Genomic DNA, 13,639 nt, shown 5'->3' on the forward strand with positions numbered 1-13,639 from the left:
CACGAAAGACGACGAACTGAGGAGACAAACGATGAGCCTGCCCGATACATTCAACTTCGCCGAGCACCTGTTCGCACTCAATCGCGGGCGGGCGCCGAAGACCGCCTATGTCGACGATCGCGGCGTGCTCGGCTACGGCCAGCTGGAAGACCGCGCCCGCCGCCTCGCCGCCGCGCTGCTTGCCGAGGGCGTTCACCGCGAAGACCGGGTTCTGCTGCTGATGCTCGACAGCAGCGACTGGCCGGTGAGCTTCCTCGGATGTCTCTACGCCGGCATCGTGCCGGTCGCGGTCAACACCCTGCTCACCGCCGACGACTACGCCTACATGCTCGCCCACAGCGGTGCGACGGCGGCGCTCGTGTCCGGCGCCTTGCTGCCGATGCTGCAGGAAGCCATGGCGAAGGGGCTGAGCGAAGTTCGCACGCTGTTCGTATCGCAACCCGACGGGCCGTTGCCAGCCGGCGCGCACAACCTCGATTCCGCCATCGCAGCGCGCGAACCGCTGGCCGCGCCTGCCGCCACGTCACCGCGCGACCACGCCTTCTGGCTCTACTCCTCCGGCTCGACCGGCAAACCCAAGGGCACGGTCCACACTCATGCCAATCCGTGGTGGACGGCGGAGCTGTATGGCAAACCCGTCCTGGGCCTTACGGAGGGCGACGTGTGCTTCTCTGCCGCGAAGATGTACTTCGCCTACGGGCTGGGCAACGCGCTGACTTTCCCGCTGTCGGTCGGCGCCACCGTGCTGCTGATGGCCGAACGGCCGACGCCCGACGCGACCTTCAAGCGCTGGACCGGTGCCCACAAACCCACCGTCTTCTTCGGCGCGCCGACCGGGTTCGCCGGCATGCTGGCCTCGCCTCGCTTGCCTGCACGCGAAGCTGTCGCGCTGCGCATGTGCTCCTCTGCCGGAGAAGCACTGCCGGGCGAGATCGCGCAGCGCTTCAAGCAGCACTTCGGCTGCGAGATCGTCGACGGCATCGGTTCGACGGAGATGCTGCACATTTTTATCTCGAACCGCCCCGGCGATATCCGCTACGGCACGACCGGCAAGCCGGTCGAAGGCTACGCGATCGAACTGCGCGGCGAGGACGGCAAGCCCGTGCCCGTCGGCGAAGTCGGAGACCTCTATATCAAGGGCCCGAGCACTGCGGTCATGTACTGGGGCAACCCCGAGAAGAGCGCCGACACCTTCCGCGACGGCTGGACCAAGAGCGGCGACAAGTACTCGTGCGACGCCGACGGCTACTACACCTACGCGGGACGCAGCGACGACATGCTGAAGGTCAGCGGCATCTACGTCTCGCCTTTCGAGGTCGAGGCCACGCTGATGCTCCATCCCGCCGTGCTCGAAGCCGCGGTGATCGGCAAGCAGGATGCCGACGGGCTGACCAAGACCAAGGCTTATGTCGTGTGCAAGGACGGCCAATCGGTATCGGAGGACGAACTGAAGGCCTTCGTCAAGGAACGTCTCGCGCCGTACAAATACCCGCGCTTCGTCGAGTTCGTCGACGAACTGCCGAAGACCGCGACCGGAAAGATCCAGCGGTTCCGCCTCCGCGAGCGGGAGCAGCAGGCGTGACCGCCGGCTCCGAATTCGCCGCCATCCGCTGGCGGGGAAAAGACGTGCGCATCGAATATGTGCGCATCGCACCGGAACGCGCCGATGCGCCACTGCTCGTCTTCCTGCACGAAGGCCTCGGCTCCATCTCGATGTGGAAGGACTTCCCCGAACGCCTGTGCGAGGCCGGTGGTTTTCGCGGGCTGGTGTTCTCGCGCCCCGGCTACGGCCGATCGACGCCGCGCGATCCCGAAGAAGTATGGGACGTCGACTTCATGCACCGGCAGGCGCACGAGGTGCTGCCGGCCTTCTTCGACGCCATCGGCCTCGCGGAAAGCCCCTGGCTTTTCGGGCATAGCGACGGCGGCTCGATCTCGCTCCTGTACGCTGCGCGCTTTCCTGATCGAGTGGCCGGCCTGGTCGTCCTGGCACCGCACATCCTGGTCGAAGACGTGACGGTCGCCAACATCGAACTGGCCCGACAGGCCTACCTGGAAACCGACCTGCCGAAGAAGCTGGGCCGCTACCACGACGACGTGGACTCCGCCTTCTGGGGCTGGAACCGCATCTGGCTGCATCCGCCCTTCCGCCAATGGAACATCGAGGCAGAGCTCGACGGCATCCGTTGCCCGGTTCTTGCTATCCAGGGAATCAACGATGAGTACGGAACCCTCCGCCAGATTCACGGCATTGCCGAGCACGTGCCGCAAACAAGGCTCGTGGAGATCCCCGACTGCGGGCATTCCCCGCATCGCGATCAACCTGAAACGGCGATAGTTGCGACCGTTTCTTTCGTGAATGAGTACTCGGGGAAACCCAGGGAAAACGCTTAATTGAGAGATGAATAGTTTACCTATAAAGTATTGACGTCTCGAGCATCGGCGGATGCCCCCTGGAAATCGGACCGGCCCGGTCCACAACCATCTGAATATTTCAACAAGGAGTCATCCATGAGCACCCGCATCGCACGCACCACCCTGACAGCCCTCGCGCTGGCCTGTATCGCCACGCTCGGATATGCCCAACAGGGCAAGCTGAAGGTGGGCATGATGCTTCCGTACAGCGGCACGTACGCGGCGCTCGGCGTGGCCATCGAAAACGGCTTCAAGCTTCGCATCGAAGAGCAAGGCGGCAAGCTCGGCGGCCGCGAGATCGAGTTCGTGAAGGTCGACGATGAATCCGATCCGGCCAAGGCCACGGACAACGTCAACAAGCTCATCAAGCGCGACAACGTCGACGTGATCATCGGCACCGTGCACTCCGGCGTCGCGATGGCGATGGCCAAGGCCGCCAAGGAAAGCGGCACCGTGCTGATCATTCCCAATGCCGGCGCCGACGCCGTGACGGGCCCGATGTGCGCGCAGAACATCTTCCGCAGCTCGTTCTCGAACTGGCAGCCGGCCTACGCGATGGGCGAAGTTGCCGGCAAGCAGGGCAAGAAGAAGGCGATGACCATCACCTGGAAGTACGCCGCCGGCGACGAGTCCGTGGCGGGCTTCAAGGAAGGTTTCGAAAAGGCCGGCGGCAAGGTCGAGAAGCAGCTGACCGTGCCCTTCCCGAACGTCGAGTTCCAGGCCCTGCTGACCGAGATCGCCGCAGCCAAGCCGGACGTGGTGTACGCGTTCTTCGCGGGCGGCGGCGCGGTCAAGTTCGTCAAGGACTACGCGGCGGCCGGGCTCAACAAGACCATCCCGCTTGTCGGCCCCGGCTTCCTGACCGACGGCACGCTCGAAGCGCAAGGCGATGCCGCCCAAGGCATGCAGACCACCCTGCACTATGCCGACGGCCTGAACACGCCGCGCGATACCAGCTTCCGCACCGCCTATGCCAAGTCCTTCAAGCTGCAGCCCGACGTGTATGCGGTGCAGGGCTATGACGCGGCGCAGATGCTCGCCGTCGGCCTCACTGCCGTGAAGGGCGACATCTCCAAGAAGGCCGAGTTCGCGTCTGCCATCGAGAAGGCCAAGATCGACAGCCCCCGCGGCACCTTCACGATGAACAAGGCGCACAACCCGGTGCAGGACATCTACCTGCGCAAGGTCGAAGGCAACGAGAACAAGCTCGTGAACATCGCCGTCAAGAACCTGGCCGACCCCGCCCGCGGCTGCAAGCTCTGAAGACGACCTGAGGAAAGACGCGCTGCATGGACTTCGGTACCTTTCTTGTTCAGTGCCTGAACTCCGTGCAGTACGGCTTGCTGCTGTTCCTGGTGGCTTCCGGGCTGACGCTGATCTTCGGCATCATGGGCGTGATCAACCTCGCCCACGGCAGCTTCTACATGCTGGGCGCCTACATGGCGTTCGCACTGTCGCCGCTCTTCGGTGACCAGTTCATCGTGATGCTTCTGGCGGGCGTGGTGCTTGCGGCGGTGTTCGGCTACGTGCTGGAGTGGGCCTTCTTCAGTTACCTCTATCAGCGCGATCACTTGCAGCAGGTGCTGATGACCTACGGGCTGATCCTCGTCTTCGAGGAACTGCGCTCACTGCTGGTGGGCAACGATGTGCATGGCGTGAAGGCGCCGCCATGGCTCGACGGCAGCTTCGCGCTGGGCGATCTCATGAGCTATCCCTGGTATCGGCTCTTCGCCTCGGCGGCGTGCGTGGTACTGGCGATCGGGCTGTACTTCGTGGTCAACCGCACGCGGCTGGGCATGATGATCCGCGCCGGTGCCAGCAACCGCGACATGGTGCGCGGGCTGGGCATCGACATCCGCCGGCTCTATCGCATCGTCTTCGCGGCCGGCGTGGCACTCGCTGCGCTGGCCGGCATGATCGCCGCGCCGATGTCGTCGGTCTATCCGGGCATGGGCGCGAGCGTCCTGATCATCTGCTTCGTCGTGGTGGTGATCGGCGGCATCGGCTCGATCACCGGCGCACTGGTCGCGTCGCTGCTGGTGGGCTTCGTCGACACCTTCGGCAAGGTGTTCTTCGCAGAGCTGAGCGGCATGGGCGTGTATGTGCTGATGGCGATCGTGCTCATCTGGCGCCCCGAGGGTTTGATGGGACGAAAGATCTAGCATGCAGCGCCTCTCTTATTTCGTTCCGCTCCTCTGCGCCATCGCGCTGGCCGTGCTCGGACCGATGCTGAGCCCCTATCTCTCGGACCTGATCGTGAAGGTGATGATCCTTTCGATCTTCGCGCTGAGCCTCGAACTGCTCGTCGGCATGACCGGCCTCGTGAGCCTCGGCCATGCGGCCTTTTACGGCATCGGCGCTTACGCGACGGTGCTCGGCTCGGGCAAGGAGGGTGGCTCGATCGCCTTCCTGCTGCCGCTGGCGATGGGCTCGGCCGCCGCCTATGCGCTCGCCGTCGGCGCGCTGAGCCTGCGCACGCGCGGCGTGTACTTCATCATGGTGACGCTGGCCTTCGCGCAGATGGCTTTCTTCGTGTTTCACGACACGGCGCTCGGCGGCGGCAGCGATGGCATCTACATGTACATCCGCCCTGCGCTCGGCGCACTCGACATGGAAAACAGCCGCGTGCAGTTCTACTTCGTGCTGGCGGCGCTCGTCGGCACTTACGGCTTCCTCGCGCTGATCCGGCGCTCGCGCTTCGGCGCGGCGCTGGCCGGCATCCGCGTCAACGAGCAGCGCATGCGCGCGGCGGGCTTTCCGGTCTACGGCTACAAACTCGCGGCCTTCGTGATCGCGGGCGCGCTGGCGGGGCTGGCGGGATTCCTGGTGGCGGCGCGCGACGGCGTCGTCAATCCTGAATTGCTGGCCTGGCACAACTCGGGCGAGGTGCTGCTGATGATCATCCTGGGCGGCCTCGGCCATTTGCGAGGCGCGGTGATCGGCGCCGTCGCCTTCACGCTTCTGAAGGAGCTGCTATCGACGCAGGCGCTGGTCGGTCCGCTCGCGGACCACTGGCAATTGACGCTGGGCCTCGCCATCATCGCCTTCGTCGCCTTGCTGCCCAAGGGCATCATCGGCATCGCGTCGCGACTGTCGCCGTCGCCGGGAGGTGTGCAATGAGCGCAGCGACGGGCCGCCCCGAGCAAGCTCGCACCCCCTCGGGGGGCAGCGAGGACACGAAGTGCCGAGCGCGGGGGCTTGTATGAGCACCCTGCTCGCCGTCGAAACACTCACGCGCCGCTTCGGCGGGCTGGTAGCCGTCAATGCCGTGACGCTGGACCTGCGCCGCGGCGAAGTCCACGCGGTGATCGGCACCAACGGCGCGGGCAAGTCCACGCTGATCAACATGCTCTCGGGCGAGATCAGCGCATCCGATGGCCGCATTTCGCTGGATGGTGAGGACATCACGCAGCGCGCGCAGTTCCGCCGCGCGCTGGCGGGCGTGGGCCGCAGCTACCAGCGCACGACGATCTTCCCGGAGTTCACTGTGCTGGAGAACTGCCGCCTCGCCGCGCAGGCCGCGACGCCGCGACCGTGGGCGATCTGGCAGTCTTCGCGGCAGTGCACCGAGAGCAACGCCGCCGCCCGTGAATCGCTGGCTGCCGCCGGCCTCGACGCCGTGGCTGACCGCATCGCAGGTACGCTGAGCCACGGCGCCAAGCGCCAGCTTGAAGTCGCGATGTGCCTCGCGACCAAGCCGCGCGTATTGCTGCTCGACGAACCACTCGCCGGCATGGGCGCCGAGGAGACGGAGCGCATGCTCGGGCTGCTGAGCAATCTCAAGATTTCGCACGCAATTCTTCTCGTCGAGCACGACATGGATGCGGTGTTCCGCATCGCCGACCGCATCACGGTGATGGTCAACGGCACGGTGATTGCGACAGGCGATCCGGCATCGATCCGCACGAACCCCGAGGTTCGGGTCGCTTACTTAGGCGAGGACCACTGAAATGCTTCAAGTCCAAGGCCTCAACACCTACTACGGCGACAGCCACATCCTTCGCGGCGTCGACGTCGAGATCCCTGCCGCCACCTCGGTCGGCCTTCTGGGCCGCAACGGCATGGGCAAGACCACGCTCATCCGCTCGCTGATGGGCTACGTGCGTCCGGCCTCCGGCCACGTGCGGCTCGACGGCCAGGAAGTCACGGCATGGGCGCCGGAAAAGATGGCGCGCCGCGGCATCGGCTACGTGCCCGAAGGCCGGGGCATCTTCCCCAACCTGTCGGTGCGCGAAAACCTCGTGATGACCGCGCGCCCCGGCATCGACGGTCGGCGCGACTGGACCTTCGACCGCGTGATGGCGACGTTCCCGCGCCTGACCGAACGGCTCTCGCACGGCGGCCAGCAGCTGTCCGGCGGCGAGCAGCAGATGCTCTCCATCGGCCGCGCGCTGATGACGAATCCGCGCCTGATGATCCTCGACGAAGCGACCGAGGGCCTGGCGCCGCTGATCGTGACCGAGATCTGGCGCGTGATCAGCGACATCCGCGCCACCGGCATCGCGACGCTGATCGTCGATCGCGACTGGCGCAAGGTGCTGTCGCACACGGACCAGGCCGTGGTGATGGAGAAAGGCCGCATCGTGCGGCACGGCGCTTCGGCGGAGCTGTTGGCTTCGCCGGCTGTGCTTGAAGAACTGCTGGGCGTTTGAGCCGAAGCAGTCGCGCTCAGAAGGTCGGCGCGTCCGGCTCCGGTTGCTGCGGCTTCGGCTTGGAAACCAGCGCCTTTTCCGCATCCGAGAACTTGTCGCCGATGTAGGCATCGAGCCGCTCGGCGGCGTCCTTGGCTTCCGCTTCCTTCGATCTCACCGCGCCCGCAACCCTCGCTTCGTCAGCCTGGACCGCGGTCTTCGCCGCCGCCAGCGACTGCTTGCTGTGTTCGTGGCACCCTGAAGCGGCGAGCACGACGCAGGCCGCGACCGCCGCTTGGATTAGCGTGAATGGATGATGCATATCAACCCCCCTTTTCCATGGCCGGCATTCGAATGCAAGAGGCAACGGACAGAGCGCACTCGGATGACTGCATCGCAATGACGGTGAGTGAAAGATATCCGGACGTCGCCGCGGTCGCGACTCCCATTCGGAAGATTGACGAGCGACATGCGCCATAACGCCTTCGAGATAGGGCCTCGATTGCGATTCCCTGCACCGAGTGCCAAAATTTCGGCCCTCTGATCCGAAGCATGCCCCTGCCGCAGACACTGCTGCGCCATGTCGGCGGTGTCCCGGTCCTCGAGGAGGAACGCCATGTCATTGCATCGATCCCCACTGTCGCGTCGGGGCATTCGCGCGGCCTCCGCCTGCATGGTCGCTTCGGCCACACTGCTGCCGGCAAACGGCAGTGCCGGCCGCGCCGCCGATGGCTTCGATCCGCTGCTTTCGTCGCCACGCAGTGTCTGCGGGCCCGTGGTCTCGGGTCCGCCAGCCCTTCTCAAAGCGCTGGTTCGCGTCGCAAGCCAGACCGCCGCATCCGCACCAGTGGCCAGCAGCGACGTGCCGCTCTACAAGGATCTCGGTTCGCTCGCGTTCCCCATCACGACCCGCAGCCCCAAGGCGCAGGCGTATTTCAACCAGGGACTGCGGTTGTCGTTCGGCTTCAACCATGCCGAGGCGCAACGCGCTTTCCAGGCCGCGCAGAAGCTCGACGCCACATGCGCGATGTGCTTCTGGGGCGAGGCCTACGTGCTCGGCACCAACATCAACGTACCGATGATGCCGGAGGCCAATGCGCCAGCCGTGGCAGCACTGGGCAAGGCGGTGGCGCTCAAGGGCGGCGCGAGCGCCAGGGAGCAGGCGTTGATCGGCGCGCTCGAAAAGCGCTATGTCGCGAATCCTCCGCCGGACCGCGCACCGCTCGACGCCGCCTATGCCGACGCGATGAAGACGGTCGCGGCGGCTTTCCCGGCCGACGACACGATCCAGACGCTCTACGCCGAAGCCGCCATGGACACGCAGCCCTGGGACTACTGGGAAGCTGGGGGCGCCAAGTCAAAAGGACGCGGCGAAGACATCGTCGCGACGCTCGAAACGGTGCTCCGGCGCAATCCTGTGCATCCCGGCGCGATCCATCTCTACATTCATGCGATGGAGGCGTCCACGCAGCCTGACAAGGCTCTGCCCTACGCCAATCGCCTCGCGGCGTTGATGCCGGGCGCCGGCCACGTCGTCCATATGCCCGCGCACATCTACTACCGCGTCGGCAGGTACCGCGAATCGATGACGCTGAACCGCAAGGCGGCACAAGTCGACGAAAACTACTTCAAGACCTCGGCGTCGGACCCCATCTACAAGACGGCCTACTACCCGCACAACATCCATTTCGTCTTGGTTTCGGCGCTGATGGGCGGCGACGGCAAGACCGCTGTGGAGTCGGCCGGAAAGCTCGATGCCTCGGTGCCGATGGAACTCGTGAAGAGCTTCCCGATCCTGCAGCCGATCAAGTCCGCGCCCTTTGCGGCGCATGCGCGTTTCAGCGACGCCGACACCATCCTCAAGCTCGCGCCGCCGTCGGGCGATGCGGCGCTGGTGTCGACTATGTACCACTACGCGCGAGCCGTCGCCTACGCATCTCGCAAGGACGAGGCCAACGCGCAGAAGGAGATTGACGCCATCCAGCAGATCGAACGCACGGCCGACTACAAGTCCTTCGAGGCATGGCAGTTGCCCGCCAGGGAGATCATCCGCATCGCCGGCCTCGTGGCGTCCGGGCGGCTCGCCGACGCGAAGGGCGATCTCGATGGTGCGGCCAGGTTCTATCGGGACGCCATTGCGATCGAGGACACCCTCCCCTACACCGAGCCGCCCTACTGGTACTACCCCGTGCGGCAATCGCTTGGATCAGTGATGCTGCGTCAAGGCAAGCTCGACGAGGCGCAACAGGTGTTCAGGGACTCACTGGTGCGCGTGCAAAACAACGGATGGGCGCTCGCCGGACTGGTGGACGTGGAGCGCCGGAAGGGCGACGCCGCGGCTGAACGTGCGGCGCGGAAAGCCTATGAACGCACATGGCTCGGAACGCGCGGAGGCCCGGATCTGGCCCGGCTTTGATCCTAGATCTGATCGATAAAGCGCCGCAGTCCTTCAAGATCGATCACGGTGATGCCGCCGTATTCGATGCGCAGCAAGCCGGCCTCGCGCAGCCGGTTGAGCGCTGCGTTGCACCGCTGCCGCGACAGCCCCGAAAGATTGGCGATCTCCTCCTGCGAAGTCTCCAGGTGCGTCTGCCCGAGCGGATGAAGCCACGGATGGAACAGCCCCGCCAGCGCGCGCGCCACCTGGCTGTCCGCATCGAGAAGCCTCTGCGCCGCATAGTTGCCCATGAACCAGTGCAAGCGCTCGTTGATCTGCACCAGCAGGAAATGATTGAAGCTCATCTGCGTGCGGTGCAGCCACTCGAAGGTGTCGATCGGCAGCACCGCCACGCGGCTGTCGCGCAGCGCGATGATGTCGGCGGTGCGCGGCACGGCGCGCAGCAACGTGCCCTCGCCGAACCAACTGCCCACCGACAGACCGCCGAAGGTCACCGAGCGGCCGTCCTCCGAGGTCAGCGACCATTTGAGCAGGCCTTCCAGCGTGCCGTACCAGTGCAGCGGGGTTTCGCCCCGCCGGCACAAAGCCGCGCCGGCGGCGACGTGTTCCTCACGCATGTCGTCGAGCACGCGGGCCTGTGCGTCTGGCTCCAATTGAGGAAACCAGCCTGACAACGCCAGTAGCGTGGAAATCGACAGTGACAGCGAAACGGACGCCGCTTGTCGCTCGGCCGGCTTCTTGTGATGCATGAACGCTCCAGCGCCTCGTAAACCCTGATCCGAAATGTCGTCGCGATGACTGCCAGGGCGAAGGCAGCCAAAAATAATACAGCGCTGTCCACAGGAGATAGCGCATGTCGAAACGCAAAGTGATCGTGACCATCGCCCCGACCGGCGGCATGGCGCACAAGTCCCAGAACCCCCACCTGCCCACCCAGCCCGCGGAGATCGCCGCAGACGTGGTGCGCTGCTGGAACGCTGGCGCCAGCGTGGCTGCGATCCACGCACGCCGGCCCGACGACGGTGCCACCTGCAATGCCGACGTCTATCGCGACATCAACACGCGCATCCGCGCAACCGGCTGCGACATCGTGATCAACAACTCCACCGGCGGCGGCGTGCATGGCGACATGGTGAAGCCGCTGCCAGGCAATCGCTGGGAGATTGCGTGGGAAGAGCGCATCAAGGGCATGGATGCCGGCGCCGAGATGTGCACGCTGGACGCGACCACGCTCAACTTGTCGTTCGAAGGGCGCGAGATCCTGATGGATACGCCGCTCACCAAGGGCCGCGAGCTGGCAGCCGGCATGAAGGCGCGCGGCATCAAGCCCGAGTGGGAGGTGTTCAGCCCCACGCACATCCTCCAGGACACGACGACGCTGATCAACGAGGGGCTGGACGAGGAGCCTTACTTCATCAACCTCGTGATGAACGTGCACCGAAATTTCCAGAACGCGATGCCCTTCTCGCCGCGCCATCTGCAGATGATGGTCGACACCTTGCCCAAGGGCGCGATCTTCTGCGTCAGCGGCATCGGGCCGTCGCAGCTGGAGGCGAACATCAGCGCGCTGCTGCTCGGCGGCCATGCGCGCGTGGGGCTGGAAGACAACCTCTACTACCGCCACGGCGAGGTCGCGACCAACCTGCAACTCACCGAGCGCATCGTGCGGATCATCCGCGAGATGGACATGGAGCCCGCCACGCCAGCCGAAGCGCGCCAGATGATGGGCCTGCCGCGCGTCGGCACGCCGCGGCCCGAGTTCGCGCCGCACTGAACTAGGCGACATGGCGGAGGATGCCAATGAGCACGACAACTGAACAAGCGAAGCGGGTGGCGGTCGTCGCCACCGGCGTGATCGGTGCAAGCTGGGCGGCGTACTTTCTCGCGCGCGGCCTCGACGTCGATGCGACGGATCCCTCGCCCGGCGCGGAGTCCCGGCTGCGCGATGCGGTCGCGCAGCACTGGCCCACCCTGCAACGCTTCGGGCTTGCGGAAGGCGCGTCGACAGATCGCCTGCGGTTCCACGAGCGGCTTGAAGACGCAGTGGTCCATGCGGACTTTGTGCAGGAAAACGGCCCGGAACGCATGGACGTCAAGATTGACCTGTTCCGCCGCATGGACGCCGCCGCGCCCCCGCGCACCATCCTTGCGTCCAGCTCGTCGGGCCTCGCGATCAGCAGCGTCCAATCCGCGTGCACGCATCCGGAGCGCGTGGTGCTGGGTCATCCCTTCAATCCGCCCCATCTGATTCCGCTGGTGGAAGTGGTTGGCGGCGAGCACACGTCGGCTGAGACGGTGGCGCGCGCGATGGCCTTCTACGCCGTGATCGGCAAGCGGCCGATCCACGTGAAGCGCGAGGTGAAGGGCCACATCGCGAACCGCCTGCAGGCTGCGCTCTGGCGCGAGGCCTTCCATCTGGTGGACCAAGGTGTCGCATCGGTGGCGGACATCGACACGGCCATCGCGCACGGCCCTGGGTTGCGTTGGGCCGTGATGGGCCCGTTCATGAACCTGCATCTTTCAGGCGGCGCGGGCGGCATTGCGCACGTGCTCGACCACCTCGGTGGTCCGATCGAAGATTGGTGGCACGACCTGGGTGCGCCTTCGATGACACCCGCACTCAAGCAGCAGGTGGCCGAAGGCGTGGCATCGGAACTCGGGGCGCGGCGCACCAGCGACCTCGAAGCGGCACGCGACACCTTGCTGTTGGACCTGATTCGCGCCAAGGCCGCGTCAAGCACACTCGAATGACAAGAAGCGACGGCCGGTGCAATCCGCGCCGCAGGCAAGCTCCGGAGACATGACCATGACCACCCCCGGCTTCTTCGACGACGAAACCCAGATCGCGCCGCCGCGCACGGTGCGCATCGATTTCGACGACGGCTCCTTCGTGCTGCGCTCGCCCGTCGCGCTCAGGCCTTACGCACGCTGCATCGGCGAATGGCTGGAGCGCTGGGCGCGCGAGACACCCGATGCGCTCGCGCTGGCAGAGCGCAACGACAGCGGTGAAGGCTGGCGAACGCTCGACTACCGCAGCCTGCGCCGTGCAGTCGGCGCCGTGGCGCAGGGCCTGCTGCACCTGGGGGTACCGAAGGACCGGCCGGTCGTGATCCTGTCGGACAACGCGATCGATCACGCGGTCCTGATGCTCGCCACGATGCACATCGGCCGCACCGCGTGCTCGCTGTCCAGCGCCTACTCGCGCATGGCGAAGGATCCGACGCGGCTGCACGGCATGCTGCGCGCGCTCGACCCGGCGCTGATCTACGCCTCCGACGCCAAGGTGTACGGCGCGGCGCTCGCAGGCTGCGGCAGCAATGCGATCACCGTGTTCAGCCGCCATGCCGACGCGCACTCCGGCGCGCAAGCCTTCGATCGATTGATGCAGACGGAAGAGACACCGGACGTCATGCAGGCCTTCGAAGCGATCGTGCCCGACGACCACGCCAAGTACCTGCTCACCTCCGGCTCGACCGGCCGGCCCAAGGTGGTGATCAACACGCACCGCATGCTGTGCGCAAACCAGCAGATGATGACGCAGACCTGGCGCTTCCTGGACAGGGAAAAGCCGGTGCTCGTCGACTGGCTGCCCTGGAGCCACACCTTCGGTGCGAACCACAACTTCAACATGGTGCTGTGCCACGGCGGCACGCTCTATATCGACGAAGGGCGGCCCGCGCCGGGACTGATCGAGAAGACCGTGCGTAATCTGCGCGAGGTTCGGCCCACGCTGCTGTTCAACGTGCCGCGTGGCTTCGACATGCTGCTCCCCTTCCTGGAGGCCGACGAGGCGCTGGCGGCCGAGGTGCTGTCGCGGCTGCGGCTGGCCTTCTATGCTGCCGCGGCGCTGGCGCCATCGACATGGCAGCGGCTGGAGGCCGTGGCGCATCGCGCCCGGCCTTCGCGCCCGCTATGGCTCACCACATCGTGGGGCGCGACCGAGACTTCGCCCGCCATCACTTCGGCGCACTGGCAGCTCGACGGCGCAGGATGCATCGGCGCGCCGCTGCCGGGGTTGGAGCTCAAGTTCGTGCCCAACGGCGACAAGCTGGAGATGCGGGTCAAGGGCGTGTCGGTGTTTCCCGCGTACCGCAACGCTCCGCGCGAAAGCGCCGAAGCCTTCGACCAGGAGGGCTACTACCGCATCGGCGATGCAGGCTATCTCGCGCATGCGGACCGGCCCGAACGCGGCGTG

The 13,639-nt window shown here is 65.8% G+C and carries 12 protein-coding genes and 1 pseudogene; 11 read left to right on the forward strand and 2 right to left on the reverse strand.

What is annotated here, in order from left to right; genetic code table 11:
* The first annotated feature begins 31 nt into the window (after positions 1-31).
* The 7 genes from AC1DN9_RS20245 (at position 32) to AC1DN9_RS20275 (ending at position 7,067) form a co-directional block, all read left to right on the forward strand.
* Entirely contained in the window at positions 32-1,582 is a 1,551-nt protein-coding gene (locus tag AC1DN9_RS20245; protein WP_478103231.1) for a benzoate-CoA ligase family protein, read from the forward strand.
* Positions 1,579-2,394 (forward strand): alpha/beta fold hydrolase, encoded by an 816-nt coding sequence (locus tag AC1DN9_RS20250; RefSeq protein WP_478103232.1) that lies wholly within the window; start codon positions 1,579-1,581, stop codon positions 2,392-2,394. Before AC1DN9_RS20245 ends, AC1DN9_RS20250 begins: the two co-directional genes overlap by 4 nt.
* 117 nt (positions 2,395-2,511) lie before the next feature.
* A complete protein-coding gene (locus tag AC1DN9_RS20255; protein WP_478103233.1) occupies positions 2,512-3,678 on the forward strand; it encodes an ABC transporter substrate-binding protein in 1,167 nt (388 codons plus the stop codon).
* Between the two features lie 26 nt (positions 3,679-3,704).
* Positions 3,705-4,577, forward strand: a complete 873-nt coding sequence (locus tag AC1DN9_RS20260; RefSeq protein WP_478103235.1) for a branched-chain amino acid ABC transporter permease — start codon at positions 3,705-3,707, stop codon at positions 4,575-4,577.
* Position 4,578: 1 nt separating this feature from the next.
* Positions 4,579-5,535 (forward strand): branched-chain amino acid ABC transporter permease, encoded by a 957-nt coding sequence (locus AC1DN9_RS20265; protein WP_478103236.1) that lies wholly within the window; start codon positions 4,579-4,581, stop codon positions 5,533-5,535.
* A gap of 82 nt (positions 5,536-5,617) precedes the next feature.
* Complete coding sequence (locus AC1DN9_RS20270; RefSeq protein ID WP_478103237.1) at positions 5,618-6,364, forward strand: ABC transporter ATP-binding protein; 747 nt, start codon at positions 5,618-5,620, stop codon at positions 6,362-6,364.
* A gap of 1 nt (position 6,365) precedes the next feature.
* Positions 6,366-7,067 carry an ABC transporter ATP-binding protein gene (locus AC1DN9_RS20275; protein ID WP_478103239.1) on the forward strand — a complete coding sequence of 234 codons (702 nt, stop codon included), beginning with the start codon at positions 6,366-6,368 and terminating at the stop codon, positions 7,065-7,067.
* 16 nt (positions 7,068-7,083) lie between these two features.
* Here the strand turns inward: AC1DN9_RS20275 and AC1DN9_RS20280 are convergent, their stop codons facing one another.
* Entirely contained in the window at positions 7,084-7,368 is a 285-nt protein-coding gene (locus AC1DN9_RS20280; protein ID WP_478103240.1) for a hypothetical protein, read from the reverse strand.
* Positions 7,369-7,662: 294 nt separating this feature from the next.
* Between AC1DN9_RS20280 and AC1DN9_RS20285 the strand changes: the two genes are divergently transcribed.
* Positions 7,663-9,462, forward strand: coding sequence for a tetratricopeptide repeat protein (locus AC1DN9_RS20285; RefSeq protein ID WP_478103242.1), 1,800 nt, complete (start codon positions 7,663-7,665; stop codon positions 9,460-9,462).
* Positions 9,463-9,464: 2 nt separating this feature from the next.
* Here AC1DN9_RS20285 and AC1DN9_RS20290 read toward each other — a convergent pair whose 3' ends face one another.
* Positions 9,465-10,193, reverse strand: a complete 729-nt coding sequence (locus tag AC1DN9_RS20290) for a Crp/Fnr family transcriptional regulator (protein ID WP_478103243.1) — start codon at positions 10,191-10,193, stop codon at positions 9,465-9,467.
* Between the two features lie 104 nt (positions 10,194-10,297).
* Here AC1DN9_RS20290 and AC1DN9_RS20295 point away from each other — a divergent pair, with 104 nt between their 5' ends.
* From AC1DN9_RS20295 to AC1DN9_RS20305, 3 genes and pseudogenes are all read left to right on the forward strand, one after another.
* A complete protein-coding gene (locus AC1DN9_RS20295) occupies positions 10,298-11,218 on the forward strand; it encodes a beta-keto acid cleavage family enzyme (RefSeq protein ID WP_478103245.1) in 921 nt (306 codons plus the stop codon).
* A gap of 26 nt (positions 11,219-11,244) precedes the next feature.
* Positions 11,245-12,195 carry a 3-hydroxyacyl-CoA dehydrogenase NAD-binding domain-containing protein gene (locus AC1DN9_RS20300; protein WP_478103246.1) on the forward strand — a complete coding sequence of 317 codons (951 nt, stop codon included), beginning with the start codon at positions 11,245-11,247 and terminating at the stop codon, positions 12,193-12,195.
* Between the two features lie 55 nt (positions 12,196-12,250).
* Positions 12,251-13,501 (forward strand): annotated as a pseudogene (locus tag AC1DN9_RS20305) (AMP-binding protein); the annotation flags it as partial.
* Positions 13,502-13,639: the final 138 nt, after the last annotated feature.

The sequence above is a fragment of the Variovorax sp. 05L425 genome (assembly GCF_056397705.1).

Coding starts and splice junctions, on each gene's coding strand:
- AC1DN9_RS20245 (WP_478103231.1), top strand. CDS start 32: ATGAGCCTGCCCGATACATTCAACTTCGCCGAGCACCTGTTCGCACTC.
- AC1DN9_RS20255 (WP_478103233.1), top strand. CDS start 2,512: ATGAGCACCCGCATCGCACGCACCACCCTGACAGCCCTCGCGCTGGCC.
- AC1DN9_RS20260 (WP_478103235.1), top strand. CDS start 3,705: ATGGACTTCGGTACCTTTCTTGTTCAGTGCCTGAACTCCGTGCAGTAC.
- AC1DN9_RS20265 (WP_478103236.1), top strand. CDS start 4,579: ATGCAGCGCCTCTCTTATTTCGTTCCGCTCCTCTGCGCCATCGCGCTG.
- AC1DN9_RS20270 (WP_478103237.1), top strand. CDS start 5,618: ATGAGCACCCTGCTCGCCGTCGAAACACTCACGCGCCGCTTCGGCGGG.
- AC1DN9_RS20275 (WP_478103239.1), top strand. CDS start 6,366: ATGCTTCAAGTCCAAGGCCTCAACACCTACTACGGCGACAGCCACATC.
- AC1DN9_RS20280 (WP_478103240.1), bottom strand. CDS start 7,368: ATGCATCATCCATTCACGCTAATCCAAGCGGCGGTCGCGGCCTGCGTC.
- AC1DN9_RS20285 (WP_478103242.1), top strand. CDS start 7,663: ATGTCATTGCATCGATCCCCACTGTCGCGTCGGGGCATTCGCGCGGCC.
- AC1DN9_RS20290 (WP_478103243.1), bottom strand. CDS start 10,193: ATGCATCACAAGAAGCCGGCCGAGCGACAAGCGGCGTCCGTTTCGCTG.
- AC1DN9_RS20295 (WP_478103245.1), top strand. CDS start 10,298: ATGTCGAAACGCAAAGTGATCGTGACCATCGCCCCGACCGGCGGCATG.
- AC1DN9_RS20300 (WP_478103246.1), top strand. CDS start 11,245: ATGAGCACGACAACTGAACAAGCGAAGCGGGTGGCGGTCGTCGCCACC.